This window comes from Streptomyces sp. cmx-4-9, from assembly GCF_046548835.1.
GTDB lineage: Bacteria > Actinomycetota > Actinomycetes > Streptomycetales > Streptomycetaceae > Streptomyces.
The window spans coordinates 437,431-450,242 of sequence record NZ_JAEBEE010000004.1 but is presented as its reverse complement, the minus strand read 5'-3'; the positions used below and the strand labels follow the sequence as shown (position 1 = coordinate 450,242).

The 12,812-nt window shown below is 73.4% G+C and carries 11 protein-coding genes; 4 read left to right on the top strand and 7 right to left on the bottom strand.

Going from position 1 to position 12,812, the window contains the following annotated elements; all coding sequences use genetic code 11:
• Positions 1 to 15: 15 nt before the first annotated feature.
• On the bottom strand, positions 16 to 2,136 hold the full coding sequence (gene glgX, locus ACLJTM_RS15735; protein WP_411104179.1) for a glycogen debranching protein GlgX: 2,121 nt from the start codon (positions 2,134 to 2,136) through the stop codon (positions 16 to 18).
• Between the two features lie 281 nt (positions 2,137 to 2,417).
• Here glgX and ACLJTM_RS15730 point away from each other — a divergent pair, with 281 nt between their 5' ends.
• Positions 2,418 to 2,642, top strand: coding sequence for a response regulator transcription factor (locus tag ACLJTM_RS15730; protein WP_411104178.1), 225 nt, complete (start codon positions 2,418 to 2,420; stop codon positions 2,640 to 2,642).
• 36 nt (positions 2,643 to 2,678) lie between these two features.
• Here the strand turns inward: ACLJTM_RS15730 and ACLJTM_RS15725 are convergent, their stop codons facing one another.
• Positions 2,679 to 4,922 carry a SpoIIE family protein phosphatase gene (locus ACLJTM_RS15725; protein ID WP_411104177.1) on the bottom strand — a complete coding sequence of 748 codons (2,244 nt, stop codon included), beginning with the start codon at positions 4,920 to 4,922 and terminating at the stop codon, positions 2,679 to 2,681.
• A gap of 379 nt (positions 4,923 to 5,301) precedes the next feature.
• On the opposite strand from ACLJTM_RS15725, the gene zwf reads away from it, so the two are divergent.
• Positions 5,302 to 6,753, top strand: a complete 1,452-nt coding sequence (gene zwf / locus ACLJTM_RS15720; protein WP_411104176.1) for a glucose-6-phosphate dehydrogenase — start codon at positions 5,302 to 5,304, stop codon at positions 6,751 to 6,753.
• 26 nt (positions 6,754 to 6,779) lie between these two features.
• Here the strand turns inward: zwf and ACLJTM_RS15715 are convergent, their stop codons facing one another.
• Positions 6,780 to 7,640 (bottom strand): MBL fold metallo-hydrolase, encoded by an 861-nt coding sequence (locus ACLJTM_RS15715; protein ID WP_411104175.1) that lies wholly within the window; start codon positions 7,638 to 7,640, stop codon positions 6,780 to 6,782.
• 187 nt (positions 7,641 to 7,827) lie between these two features.
• Here ACLJTM_RS15715 and ACLJTM_RS15710 point away from each other — a divergent pair, with 187 nt between their 5' ends.
• Complete coding sequence (locus ACLJTM_RS15710) at positions 7,828 to 8,184, top strand: hypothetical protein (RefSeq protein WP_411104174.1); 357 nt, start codon at positions 7,828 to 7,830, stop codon at positions 8,182 to 8,184.
• Positions 8,185 to 8,247: 63 nt separating this feature from the next.
• Here the strand turns inward: ACLJTM_RS15710 and ACLJTM_RS15705 are convergent, their stop codons facing one another.
• Positions 8,248 to 9,753 carry a cryptochrome/photolyase family protein gene (locus ACLJTM_RS15705; protein WP_411104173.1) on the bottom strand — a complete coding sequence of 502 codons (1,506 nt, stop codon included), beginning with the start codon at positions 9,751 to 9,753 and terminating at the stop codon, positions 8,248 to 8,250.
• A 212-nt stretch (positions 9,754 to 9,965) separates the two neighbouring features.
• Between ACLJTM_RS15705 and ACLJTM_RS15700 the strand changes: the two genes are divergently transcribed.
• Positions 9,966 to 10,175, top strand: coding sequence for a DUF2945 domain-containing protein (locus ACLJTM_RS15700; protein ID WP_411104328.1), 210 nt, complete (start codon positions 9,966 to 9,968; stop codon positions 10,173 to 10,175).
• Between the two features lie 161 nt (positions 10,176 to 10,336).
• Here ACLJTM_RS15700 and ACLJTM_RS15695 read toward each other — a convergent pair whose 3' ends face one another.
• The 3 genes from ACLJTM_RS15695 to ACLJTM_RS15685 form a co-directional block, all read right to left on the bottom strand.
• Positions 10,337 to 10,762, bottom strand: a complete 426-nt coding sequence (locus tag ACLJTM_RS15695) for a DUF6003 family protein (RefSeq protein ID WP_411104172.1) — start codon at positions 10,760 to 10,762, stop codon at positions 10,337 to 10,339.
• A 188-nt stretch (positions 10,763 to 10,950) separates the two neighbouring features.
• Complete coding sequence (locus tag ACLJTM_RS15690; RefSeq protein ID WP_411104171.1) at positions 10,951 to 11,289, bottom strand: hypothetical protein; 339 nt, start codon at positions 11,287 to 11,289, stop codon at positions 10,951 to 10,953.
• 219 nt (positions 11,290 to 11,508) lie between these two features.
• Positions 11,509 to 12,741 (bottom strand): FAD-dependent oxidoreductase, encoded by a 1,233-nt coding sequence (locus tag ACLJTM_RS15685; protein WP_411104170.1) that lies wholly within the window; start codon positions 12,739 to 12,741, stop codon positions 11,509 to 11,511.
• Positions 12,742 to 12,812: the final 71 nt, after the last annotated feature.

The window sequence follows — 12,812 nt, the reverse complement described above, 5'->3', positions numbered from 1 at the left end:
GGGCTCGCGCGCCGTTCAGGGCGTCCGGTACGCCCGGCGCAGCACCCTCATGCTGCGGCCGGCCAGGACCGTGGCCGCCGTCGCCTTGAACTCGGTCTCGTCCTGCGCGTCGTCCGGGGCGAGCGCGGTGTCCAGGGCGAGCGTCCAGCTCTCCCCGAAAGCGGCGGACGGCAGGCGGAACTCCGTGTCCTCGGCGGCGGCGTTGTACATCACCAGCAGCGAGTCCGGCCGGGTGGCGTCCTCCGCGCCCTTGTCCGCGAGGTGGTCCCCGCAGAGGTAGACGGTGATGCTGCGGGCATCGGGCCGGTCCCAGTCCTCCTGGTCCATGGACGCGCCGTCGGGCCTGAGCCACACGATGTCCGCGGCCGGCGCCGCCGCGTCCGTGGGCGCCCCCTGCGGGAAGCGGCGGCTGCGCAGGACGGGCTGGCGGCTGCGCAGGTTCAGGGCCTGCCGGGTGAAGGCGAGCAGTTCGGTGTCTGCGGCGTCGAGGTCCCAGTCGATCCAGGCGAGTTCGTTGTCCTGGCAGTAGACGTTGTTGTTGCCGTTCTGGGTGCGGCCCAGCTCGTCGCCGTGGGAGATCATGGGCACGCCCAGGGAGAGGCACAGCGTCGCCATCAGGTTGCGCTGCTGCCGCGCCCGCAGGCGAAGGACGTCCGCGCCGGCGTCGGCACCTTCCGCGCCGCAGTTCCATGAGCGGTTGTCGGCGTCTCCGTCGCGGCCGTCCTCGCCGTTGGCCTCGTTGTGGCGCTCGTTGTACGACACCAGGTCGCGCAGGGTGAAGCCGTCGTGCGCGGTGATGAAGTTGATGCCGGCGCGGGGGCGCCTGCGGTCGGGCTGGTAGAGGTCGGCCGAACCGGCGATGCGGGCGGCGAACTCCGGCAGGGAGGATGCGTCCCCGCGCCAGAAGGAGCGGACGGCGTCGCGGTAGCGCCCGTTCCATTCGCTCCACAGGGCGGGGAAGTTGCCGACCTGGTAGCCGCCCTCGCCGATGTCCCAGGGTTCGGCGATGAGTTTGACGCGGCTGATGACCGGGTCCTGGTGGACGATGTCGAAGAAGGCGGAGAGCTTGTCGACGTCGTGGAACTGGCGGGCCAGGGTGGCGGCGAGGTCGAACCTGAACCCGTCCACGTGCATCTCGGTGACCCAGTACCGCAAGGAGTCCATGATCAGCTGTAGGACGGCGGGGTGGCGCATCAGGAGGCTGTTGCCGGTGCCGGTGGTGTCGTAGTAGTGGGCGGGGCTGTCGTCGACCAGCCGGTAGTAGGAGGGGTTGTCGATGCCCCGGAAGGACAGGGTCGGGCCCTGGTCGTTGCCTTCGGCCGTGTGGTTGTAGACCACGTCGAGGATGACCTCGATGCCTGCCCGGTGCAGGGCCTTGACCATGTCCTTGAACTCGGTGACCTGGCCGCCGAGGCTTCCGCCTGCCGCGTAGGCGTTGTGGGGGGCGAAGTAGCCGATGGTGTTGTAGCCCCAGTAGTTCGACAGGCCCCGGTCGGTGAGGAACCCGTCCTGGGTGAACTGGTGCACCGGCATGAGTTCGAGGGCGGTGACGCCGAGGGCCTGGAGGTGCCGGACGACGGCCGGGTGGGCGACCCCGGCGTAGGTGCCCCTCAGGTGCTCTGGCACCTCGGGGTGGCGGCGCGTCAGCCCCTTCACGTGGGCTTCGTAGATGACCGAGTCGTGGAAGGCGCGGCCCGGCGGACGGTCCCCTTCCCAGTCGAACGCGTCCCCGGTGACCACGCCGAGCGGTACGTGGCCCAGGCTGTCGCGGCCGTCCGGGCGGTCCGGGTCCTCGGGGTCGTGTCCGCTCAGGGAGGGGTCGCCGTCGATCTGGCCGTCGACGGCTCGGGCGTACGGGTCCAGCAGCAGCTTGGCCGGGTTGCAGCGCAGCCCCTCGTCGGGGTTCCAGGGGCCGTGGACGCGGTAGCCGTAGCGCTGTCCGGGGCCGATACCGGCGACCCGGCCGTGCCATACGCCCCCGTCGACCTCCGGCAGGGTGATCCGCTGCTCTCTGCCGTCGTCGCCGATCAGGCAGAGTTCCACTGTCTCGGCGCAGTCGGAGAACAGGGCGAAGTTCGTCCCCGTGCCGTCCGGGGTGGCGCCGAGGGGGTAGGGACGTCCAGCGGAGATATCCATGGAGGAAGGTAAGCACGGGACGGGCCGGGACGCCGGTGCGCCGCGCACCCTGCGGGGCGGGCCGCGTCCGGTCGCGGCGCGTCCCGTGGTGCGGGGCCGGGGGTGCGGGGCGGGGGTGCGGGGCGGGGGCCTGTGACGTGCCTGTGACAGTCGGCGGACAGGGTCATGAAGTCGCCCGAACATGCTCTTTAACAGGGACGAAACGCCGCATTTGGCCCAAAGTCTCCTGCTTCCGAGGACGTGAGCAGTGGTATCCGTACCGATACGTCGGAGGACATTCCATGAGCCTCACCCTTGCCGCCCCGCCCGCCGAGACCCCCGTACTGGCCCCCCGCGAGCAGGAGGCCCTGCGCCACATCGCCGCCGGCTGCACCTACCTGCAGACCGCCCGCCAGATGGGCCTGTCCCGGCACACCGTCGACGCCTACCTGCGCCGCATCCGCGCCAAGCTCGGCATCAACAGCACCGCCGAAATGACCCGCCTGGCCATCTCCATGGGCCTGTGACCCCCCTCCCCCGGTGTCTGCTTCCGGCGGGGGCGGTCAGTACCCGGTGAGGGACTGCTCGGCCCAGATGGTCTTGCCGACGGGGCCCTGGCGAGTGCCCCAGCGCTTGGCGAGCTGGGCGACCAGCAGCAAGCCGCGGCCGCCCTCGTCGAAGATCCGGGCCCGCCGCATGTGCGGAGCGGTGTTGCTCGCGTCGGAGACCTCGCAGATCAGGGTGTCGTTCTCGTGGATCAGCCGCAGCTGGATGGGCGGGGCGCCGTAGCGGATGGCGTTGGTGACGAGCTCGCTGACCACGAGCTCGGTGACGAAAGAGGCGTCTTCCAGGCCCCAGACCGTGAGCTGCTCGGTGGTCTCGCGCCGGGCCCGGGCCACGACGGAGGGGTCGCTCGGGAGGTCCCAGAGGGCCACCCGGTCGGCGTGCAGGGCCCGCGTCCGCGCCACCAGCAGGGCCACGTCATCATCCGGGGGATGGGTCAGCAGGGCGGTGAGCACCCGGTCGCAGACCGTCTCCAGGGTGGCTGCCGGACGGGCCAGGGCCGCGAACATGCCGTCCAGGGCCTCGTCGATGTCGTGATCTCGGGCCTGGAGCAGCCCGTCGGTGTACAGGGCCAGCACGCTGCCCTCGGGGAGCTCCACCTCGACCGCCTCGAAGGGCAGGCCACCCAGGCCGAGGGGCGGTCCCGCCGGGACGTCCAGCAGGTAGACGGAGCCTTCCCGGGAGACCACCGCGGGCGGCGGGTGACCGGCCCGGGCCACGGTCGCCCGACAGGTGACCGGGTCGTAGACCACGTACAGGCAGGTGGTCCCGATGCCGCCGGCGCTCTCCGATCCCCCGCCCGGGCCGCTCTCGTCGGTGGACAGGTGGATGATCAGGTCGTCGAGGTGGGTGAGGAGCTCGTCCGGCGGCAGGTCCACGTCGGCGAGGGTGCGGACGGCGGTCCGCAGCCGCCCCATCGTCGCGGCGGCCCGCATCCCGTGTCCGACCACGTCGCCGACCACCAGTGCCACCCGGGCACCCGACAGCGGTATCACGTCGAACCAGTCCCCGCCGACCCCCGCCTCGCTGCCGGCGGGCAGGTACCGGGAGGCCATCTCCAGCGCCGTGAGGTGGGGCAGCGTGTGCGGGAGCAGGCTGTGCTGGAGGGTCATGGTGGAGGTGTGCTCCCGGCTGTGCCGGTGGGCGTTGTGGATGCCGACCGCGGCCCTGGTGGTGAGCTCCTCGGCCAGCCACAGGTCGCGGGCCTGGAACGGGGCCCGGCGCGGGTGGCGGCCGAAGACGGCCAGGCCCAGCGTCACCCCGCCCGCCCGCAGCGGCACCACCATCATCGAGTGGGTCCCGTAGGCGGCGATCCATGCCGCCCCCGGGTCCAGTGCCGCCCACCGGGCGATCGCCGGGTCGGCCGCCCCGTACACGGCGCCGCGTCCCGCGGCCAGGCACTCCGCGGGCGGCGACGACGGCGGGTAAACGAACTCCTGGCCCACGGCGGCTCCGGGCTGTCCGGTGCCCTCCAGGGCGGAGCGGACGGCGGCGCGGCGTACCGTCACCGGGGCCAGGCCCGCGGCCAGTACGGTCACCGGGGCCGCGGTCGGATCCGAGGAGGCGGGCGGGGGTGGCGCGTCGCCCTGCCCGGGCGACTCCAGCAGGTCCACGACCGCGAAGTCCGCCAGCCGCGGGACCGCCGCATCGGCCAGTTCCTGCGCCGTCCGTGCGCTGTCCAGGGTCGATCCGATGCCCGCCCCGGTCACCTCCGACGTCTGCGGCACCTCACGGCCGCCTCCGGCGCCGCCCTCGGCTGCCCCGTCGTGCACCACGAGGGACACCCCGCGGACGACGCCGCCGGCGTCGCGCAGCGGGGTCAGCACCACCGAGGACGGGGGCGTGGGCGCCGTCGCGCCGGTGTCGGGGCCGGCGCCGGGCCGGACGAAGGCGTCCGCGTGCCCGCACTCGCCGCTCTCCACCACCCGCTGCATCCGCCGCTCGGTCTCCTCACTGACCGGGTTGGGCACGATCTCCGTCAGCCGGAGCCCCCGCATCACGGCCTCGGAGAGGCCGAGCGCCCGCTCCATGCCGGCGTTCGCCCGGACCAGCCGGAGGCGTACGTCGAAGACGGCCTGCAGGCACGGCGACTGGACGAACACCCACTCCGGCAGCAGTTCCGCTCCGGGCGCACCGGGCGCCGCGGGGCCAGTCGCGGAAGGGGGGACGGCCGGGGACGCGTCGGAGGAGGCGCCCGGCCTCCCCGGTCCCCCGTCCCCACCGGCGGCGGGAAGTTCCTCCATCGCCACATCACCTCGCCTCACCGGCCGGCCCCCGCCCACCGGCCCAGACAGACACAGGCCCCCTGTCCAGCATCATCCGCCCCCGGGAAGACCACCACCGCAGCCGGGCCTCCGCTATGCCCCGGGCGGGCCCGGCTGCGCCAGGGCGCGCTGCCCGAGGCGGATGGGCGGGCGGTCCGTACGGCCGCCCGAGGCCGATGGTCGGGCGGTCCGTACGGCGGACTTCCGGGTGGCCGAAACACCGGCGGGCGCGCAGAGTGAGGCCCCGGGGGCGGTACGAGCGCCGCCCCACCGGCCCCTGCCCGCGGGGCCCGGGCCGCCCGCGGGTCCGGGCGCCAGTCGTGCAGCGCTCCGGCGCGGACCAGTGAGGATGCCCGCCATGGCCCAGCCCGCACCGTCCCCCGACCCGAGCCCGGCCGACCACGTGATCGTGCTGGTCGGCGCCACCGGGGACCTGGCCCGGCGCAAACTCCTGCCGGGCTTGTTCCACCTCGCCACGGCGGGACTGATGCCGCGGCAGTACCGCATCGTGGGCTCCGCCCCGGCGGCCGAGGCACTGAGCGACGAGGACTTCCGGGCCCACGCCCGGCAGGCCGTCGCCGAGTTCGGCCGCGCCCGCCCCGAAGGCCCCGCCTGGCGGCAGTTCGAGGCCGCCCTGACCTTCGGCGCGGCCGACCCCGGCGCGTCGCAGCCGCTCGTGACGGCGGTGCACGAGGCCGAGCGGGCCCTTGGGGGCTCCCCCAGGCGGCTCGTCCACCTCGCGGTCCCGCCCGTCGCGTTCACTTCCGTGATCGGGCTCCTCGGCGCCTCGGGGCTCGCCGACGACGCGCGGGTCATCGTGGAGAAGCCCTTCGGCACCGACCTCGCGTCGGCCCGCGCGCTGAACGCGGCCATCCACGCGGTCTTCGACGAGTCCCGGGTGTTCCGCATCGACCACTTCCTCGGCAAGGAGGCCGTGGACAACATCCTTGCCCTCAGGTTCGCCAACGGCCTGTTCGAACCCCTGTGGAACCGCGAGCACATCAGCCATGTGCAGATCGACGTGCCCGAGCAGATCGACATCCAGGGCCGCGCCCACTTCTTCGAAGGCACCGGCACCTTCCGCGACATGGTCGTCACCCACCTGTTCCAGCTGCTCGGCTTCGTCGCCATGGAGCCCCCGGTGGCCCTGGAGGCGCAGTCGCTGCGGGACGAACAGGCCAAGGTGTTCCACAGCATGCGGCCGGTGGACCCGGCGCGCGTGGTCCGCGGGCAGTACGCCGGCTACCGCGGCGAGCCGGGAGTCGACCCGGCCTCGGACACCGAGACCTTCATCGCCCTGGAAGTGGAGATCGACAACTGGCGCTGGGCCGGCGTCCCCTTCCAGCTGCGCACCGGCAAGGCGCTCGCCGAGGGCCGCCATGTCGTCACCCTCGGCCTGCGCGAGCCCGTGCTGCGCATGTTCCCGCTGGATGCGCGCGCCGCGGTCGACGGCCGGCCGAACGAGCTCGTCGTCGACTTCGCCGACCCGGGCTCCCTCACCGCCCGCTTCCTCGTCAAGGAGCCCGGCCCGGCCATGCAGTTGGAGGAGGCCGCCATGACCTTCGGGTACCGCGGCTCCTTCGCGGCGGAGAACTCCCTGGAGGGGTACGAGCACCTCCTGCTGGAGGCCATGCTCGGGGACCAGTCGCTGTTCACCCGCTCCGACGGCATCGAACGCCTGTGGGAGGTCGCGGCCCCGCTGCTGGACGCGCCGCCGCCCGTGGAGGCGTACGCGCCCGGGTCCTGGGGGCCCGCCGGCATCGACGCGCTCGTGGCTCCGTACCGGTGGCACCTCCCCGACGGGCGCTGACCGGACCGAGCCGGACGGGGCGGGCGTCAGTCCCGGTAGACGAGGACGAACGGTCCGCAGGGGCATCGGCCGTGGGCGCCCGCCGTCTCGGCGAGCGCCCGGCGGAGCAAGTCCAGGTGCATGGGGCCCAGTTGGAGCGGCGCTTCGTCCGGCTGGTGGGTGGTGCCTTGCGGATAGTCCTCGTCCGGGGTCGTGGACATCTCGATGTGGCAGCCGAGGACGTGCCGGACGGGCCGGGTGGCGCAGAAGTCCGACAGCCGCTCCACCGTGGCCGCGTAGGCCGCGCGGTCCTGGATGTAGAGCCGGCCGGGGTAGAGCGTGTCGCCGGTCAGCAGGATGCCGGTGTGGCGGTCGTGGAAGACCAGCGCCGCCTCGTGGTGCCCAGGGCCGGGCACCAGGTCCAAAACCCGTCCGCCCAGGTCGAGTTCGCCGGGCGTGTGCGGCCAGTGCTCCAGGCCGAAGTACGCCGTGACCTCGTCCAGGCCGGCGCCCACGACGGTGGTCAGCGGACGGTCCGCGAACAGTCCGTCCGCCGCGACGTGGTCGCCGTACCCGTGGGTGTGGGCGACCAGCAGGGCGTAGTCGCTGCGCGGATGGCGCTCCAGCCAGTCCTCGACCAGTGCGTCGACCGTCGCCCGAAGCGGGAAGTGTGCGGCGTCCGGCGAGGCGCCCGTGTCGAGGAGCAGAGCCCGGTCATTGCCGAAGAGGAGGAAGAGGAAGGGCGCTTCGTAGTGCACGGACTTGTTCTGCCGCAGGATCACGGTGTGCTCGGTGTACGCGTGGACCTGGATCTCCGGGGCCGGGTCGTGCTTCGGGGAGGGCCAGCCGGCGTGCCAGACGACATCGAGGCTGCCGGGCACCGGGGCGCCCCGGAGAGAATCGATCATGCCCGCAACCTACCCCCGCCGCCCGGGCCGCCGCGTCGCGCCATACCGCGTTCCCCGCACCCCGTGCCCCGTTCCCGTGGGGAACGCCGTTCGCCGCACCGGCCCTTCACGGGTGGGAATACAACGCCGAGGGGCGGGCACCCGTTCGGTACACAGCAGTCCTGGGCGGTGCAGAGAAGGAGAACCCGTGCTTTCCATCAAGGTGACCGACAGCGATGTGACGATCGTCCGTCTGCGAGCCGACCTCGCCATCGACAGCCGCGCCACGACCGCATGGGAACTCGACCGCCTCCTGTCCGTGGTGCGTCGCTCCCCGGTCGTCCTGGAACTGTCCGACGACCCGGTCAGCCCGGCGGCGGTCAGCACCGTCATACGGGCGAACCGGATGTGCCGCGACAGCGGTATCCCGCTGGCCGTGGTCGCCCGCAGCCCCGAGGCCCGTCGTGCGGTGGCGGCCGGCAGCGGGGTCGACGTCCCGGACATCCACGAGGCCCTCGGCGTGGCCGTCGCCGCCCTCACCGCTTCAGCCCCCGTGGCGGCCTGACGCCGGGGATCGGAGCAGGGTCCGGGCCGGCCGTCCTCTCGCGGACGGCCGGCCCGGCCGGTCTCAGGGCGGCGAGTCTCCCGCGTCATGGTGCGCCTGGATGACCTGTGCGAGGTCGCCGAGCCGGCCCAGGCCCCCGACGGCCCGGCTCATCCGCGGGTTGGACTCCCACCGGGAGCGGTGCCGGTCGAGGAAGGACCAGTAGCCGACCGTGTAGGGGCAGGCCCGATCGCCGACGCGTTCCGTGGGGCGGTAGGAGCAGCCGCCGCAGAAGTCGCTCATCCGGTGGATGTACGCGCCCCCCGAGGTATAGGGCTTGGTGGTGGCCACTCCCCCGTCCGCGTACTGCGACATGCCCACCACGTTCGGCAGCATCACCCAGTCGTAGCCGTCCACGAAGCACCGGTGGAACCAGTCCGTCACCGCGGCCGGGTCCCAGCCCCGCTGCAGGGCATGACTGCCGAGGACCATCAGCCGGGGGATGTGGTGCGTCCATCCCGTGTCCCGCACCTGCGCAAGCACCGTGGAGAGGCAGTTGGCCTCCACCGCGTCCGCGTCCAGCTCCGCGAACCAGTCGGGCACCGACGCCGTGTGGTGCAGGGCGTTGCGGTGGCGGTAGTCCTCCCCGAAATGCCAGTAGAGGTGCCAGACGTACTCGCGCCAGCCGCACACCTGCCGGATGAACCCCTCGGCACTGTTGAGCGGAACGTGCCCGGCCCGCCATGCCTCCTCGGCCCGGCTGACGCACTCCCACGGGTCCAGGAGCCCGAGGTTGAGGGAGGAGGACAGCAGGCTGTGGCCCATCACGGGGTCGCCGGCCAGCATGGCGTCCTCGTGCGCGCCGAAACCCGCGAGGCGGTGGGTGATGAAGTGGTCGAGGGCGGCGAGGGCCTCGCGGCGGCTCGCGGGGAAGAGGCGCGGCCCGTCGCGCCCCACGAAGCTGATGCCGTCCTCGCGCTCCCAGCGGTCCAGGTCCCGACGGACTTCCTCGTCGATCTCGTCCTCGCCGGGCCGGTACGGCGCGGGCGCGCCCAGGGTGGCGCGGCCCCGGGGCGGCGGCTCGCGGTTGTCGTGGTCCAGGTTCCAGCGGCCGCCTGCCGGGCCGTCCGCGTCCATGAGGATGCCGTGGCTGCGCCGCGTGTGCTCGTACAGGTTCTCCTGCAGCAGCCGGCGGCCGCTCTGCCGTGCGGCCCAGTCGGCGAACTCGCGGTGCCCGACCAGGAACCCCCGCGCCGGGTGCACGGTGACCTGCGGCAGCGAGGCCAGCAGGGCGAGCGCGGCGCGGGAGGTGGGGTGGTGGACGGACACGGGGTCGGTGCCCGTGGCGCGCGCCAAGCCTTCCCGGTAGGTCTCGGCCCGGACGTATATGGCCTGGTCGCCGAGTTCGGCGGCCCGGTGCCGCATGGCGCTGAGGACCAGGTGGGCCTTGGCCCGGTGGAAGCGGCGACGCCGCAGGACGGCCTTGGACTCGATCAGGAGCCATCGGGTGTCCTCCGGTGTGCCGCCGGCGGCCGTGGAGGTGAAGTGCGGGCCGAGCTGGTCGCCGAACAACCAGTGCACTGGACTCATGGCCGCATCCAACCAACCGCATCGGGGTGGGCGGGGTGTGACGCGGCCGAGCCGGGCGGGTCGAACGCCCGTGCCGCGTAACGGCCACCGAGGTGCGGTCGCCGGGTGCGTACCGGAGGCTGGGACGAGGACCCGCAGGCCGGTGCGTCCCGTCAGGGGGCGGTGGCCGGCCGTGACAGCAGAAGGAGAACGCCGTGGAGGGCAAGGACGAGATGCGCCGGGGTGACGAGGTGACGTGGAAGAGCCACGGGCAGACGGTGAAGGGCAAGGTCAAGAAGAAGATCACCGGTCGGACGCAGGCGGCCGGCCGCACCGTCGCCGCCTCGGACGAGGAGCCCCAGTACGAGGTGGAGAGCGAAGCGTCCGGACGCTCGGCCGTACACAAGCCGGACGCGCTGCGCAAGAAGGGCCGCTCTTCCTGACAGCGACGGGCCGGCGGGCGCAGGGCCTGCGGGCGGCGCCGACCCCTGGGCGGCGGCCGGGTCGCGTCACCGAAGCGTGCGGGGACGGCGGCGGCAGCACCGTCGGCCGACGCCGCGGCCGGGCGGCGATGTGCCGGAGCCCGGCCGCGGCCGGGGCCGTTTCAGGCCCGGGAGGCCGAGGACAGGGTGGTGGGGTCGACGCCGGAGAGCTCCACGATCCGGTGCACCGGCACACCCGCGGCCAGGGCGCGGCGCAGGAGGGCGTCCCGGTTCTCCTCGGTGTCGCGGAAGGCGAGGAGGTCCTCCTCGGCCTGGGCCACGGACTCCGTGGCGCTCGCCCGGCGGACCGTTTCGAGCTCTTCCGGACCCAGGGGGACCGGGAGCCGTTCGGCGCCCTCGGGGATCATTCCGGTCTGCTCCGGGGTCGCCACGCGGATGGTCGGGGAGGCGGGGCTGACGCCCTGGGCGGTGAACCAGGCCTGCACGGCGGGCGTGTCGAGACACTGGAGCTCGCCGGCGAGGGCCAGCGGAGCCCCCTGCCAGTCGGAGGGGGAGTTCGCGAGGAACAGGTAGGCGTCATCCGTCATCGTGGGTCACTCTCCTGGCACACCGTGGCTGCGACGATCACCGGCCTCTTACCCGCTCGTGGAGCGATCAAGCTCCTCCATCAGGGGGATGGCGGCGCTCCTGCCGCGCCCCCGGCCACGGCGCGCGTCCACCGGAAAGAGTTCCGGTAAGGGGTTCCGGTAAGGGGTTCCGGTTCACGAATTCCGGTTCAGGGAGCGCCGGGCGGCCGCTTGCGGGAGTTCGTGACGAGCCAGACGACGCCGAGGATGACGGCTCCGGCCATCCAGAGGAAGATGATCAGGCCGGCGCCGAGAGCGGTGCCGATGTCGTTGCCCAGCCTGCACGCTTCGGACAGGTCAGCCGTCTCATCCCGGCACTCCTCCCCTGCGTCGCTCGCGCCGGCGAGGCCGACGACGAGCCACAGCAGCATCACGGCGTTGAACAGCAGCACGACCCAGGTGAGGAGCCTCCAGTGCGGCCTGCGCAGGCGCCGCTTTCGCGCGGCGGGGGCCGGTGGCCGGCTCCAGCCCGGTGGAGGTGTCCCCATGGCGGCCTCCTGCCTGCCGGTTTCCTCTCACGGTACGCCGGGCGGTGCCGCGCCGCGCCGCGTGCACCGGACGGTCAGGACCGCGCCGCGTCCAGACGTCCGGGGGTCCGGTGCATACGGCCCGTCGGGCTCGCCCAGGCGGTCTGGCGCCCAGCCCGTCTGCCCGTCTGGGTCGGGGGTCGGGCGGTCGGGCGGTCAGGCGGTCAGGCGGGCGGGCGGTCAGCGCAGGGATTCCTTCGGGGGGCGCTCGCGCAGGGCCCCGTAGGCCAGGAAGTAGGCCGGTACGCGGCTCAACCACCGTGACCGCGTGAGGAGTCCGGTCAGTCGTTCGGCCCGCCGCGGGTCACCGAAGGCGACGCTGCCTGCGAGGAGGGGTTCGATGACCCGGGTGTGGGCGAGGCGCTGGAGGCCCTGGGTCGCGGCCGTCGTGGGCAGGCGGCGGCGCTGCACGCGGCGTACGTCGCGCAGCCCCACCGTTCCGGCGCGCAGCGGGGTCACGAGGTGGCGGGCGGCGGCGACGGCATCCTGCACGGCCAGGTTGATGCCGATGCCGAAGACGGGCGACATCGCGTGGGCGGCGTCGCCGATGCACAGCAGCCCGGGCCGGTGCCAGCGGCGCAGGCGTTCCAGTCGGACGTCGAGCAGTTTCACCTCGTCCCAGGAGGTGACGGCCCCGCTCCGGTCGGCCAGCCAGGGGGCGGCGGCCGTGAACCGGGTCATGAAGCGTTCCAGGCCTTCGGCGCGGCGCCCCGTGTCGGTGCCCTTGGGGATGAGGGCGGCGCACTGCCAGTAGTCGCCGCGGTCGATGAGGGCGGTGAAGAACCGGTCGCCCAGGGCGCCCACGAGGCCGCTGGGGTCGTTCTCGTGGCGCGGCAGCCGGAACCACCAGGCGTCCATCGGGCACGGGAAGCTTGCCAGCCCCAGCTCGGGCAGCGCCCTCGCCAGGGACCCGCGGCCGTCGCAGGCGACGGTGAGGGTGGCCCGGAGTTCCCCGGTGGCGCCTTCCGCGGTGCGGTAGCGCACGCCGGTGACCCGTCCGCGCTCGGTCAGGAAGGACGTGGCCTCGGTGTTCATCCGCAGGTGGAAGGACGGCTCCCGCGCCGCTTCGTCGGCCAGCAGGTCGAGGAGGTCCCATTGGGGCACCATCGCGATGTAGTTGTACTTCCCCGGCAGCGCCCCGATGTCGCCGACGGTGACGAGGGACCGGTCGGGTCCGATGGGCAGTTGTACGGAGGTCACCCGGCGCTGGGGCAGTCGGGCGAACCGTTCGGCGAGGCCGATGTCGTCCAGGAGCGCCAGGGTGGAGGGGTGCACGGTGTCGCCGCGGAAGTCCCGCAGGAAGTCGCCGTGCTTCTCCAGAACCGTCACCTGCACGCCGGCCCGGGCGAGCAGCAGGGCCAGCACCATGCCGGCCGGGCCGCCCCCCACCACGCAGCAGGTCGTCCGCTCCACGGCCACCACTCCCCTCGCGGGGACCGGGTCGTCCCCAGGCGACGTATACCCCGTCCCGACTGCCGGGAGCG

Coding starts and splice junctions, on each gene's coding strand:
- glgX (WP_411104179.1), bottom strand. CDS start 2,136: ATGGATATCTCCGCTGGACGTCCCTACCCCCTCGGCGCCACCCCGGAC.
- ACLJTM_RS15730 (WP_411104178.1), top strand. CDS start 2,418: ATGAGCCTCACCCTTGCCGCCCCGCCCGCCGAGACCCCCGTACTGGCC.
- ACLJTM_RS15725 (WP_411104177.1), bottom strand. CDS start 4,922: ATGGAGGAACTTCCCGCCGCCGGTGGGGACGGGGGACCGGGGAGGCCG.
- zwf (WP_411104176.1), top strand. CDS start 5,302: ATGGCCCAGCCCGCACCGTCCCCCGACCCGAGCCCGGCCGACCACGTG.
- ACLJTM_RS15715 (WP_411104175.1), bottom strand. CDS start 7,640: ATGATCGATTCTCTCCGGGGCGCCCCGGTGCCCGGCAGCCTCGATGTC.
- ACLJTM_RS15705 (WP_411104173.1), bottom strand. CDS start 9,753: ATGAGTCCAGTGCACTGGTTGTTCGGCGACCAGCTCGGCCCGCACTTC.
- ACLJTM_RS15700 (WP_411104328.1), top strand. CDS start 9,966: ATGCGCCGGGGTGACGAGGTGACGTGGAAGAGCCACGGGCAGACGGTG.
- ACLJTM_RS15695 (WP_411104172.1), bottom strand. CDS start 10,762: ATGACGGATGACGCCTACCTGTTCCTCGCGAACTCCCCCTCCGACTGG.
- ACLJTM_RS15690 (WP_411104171.1), bottom strand. CDS start 11,289: ATGGGGACACCTCCACCGGGCTGGAGCCGGCCACCGGCCCCCGCCGCG.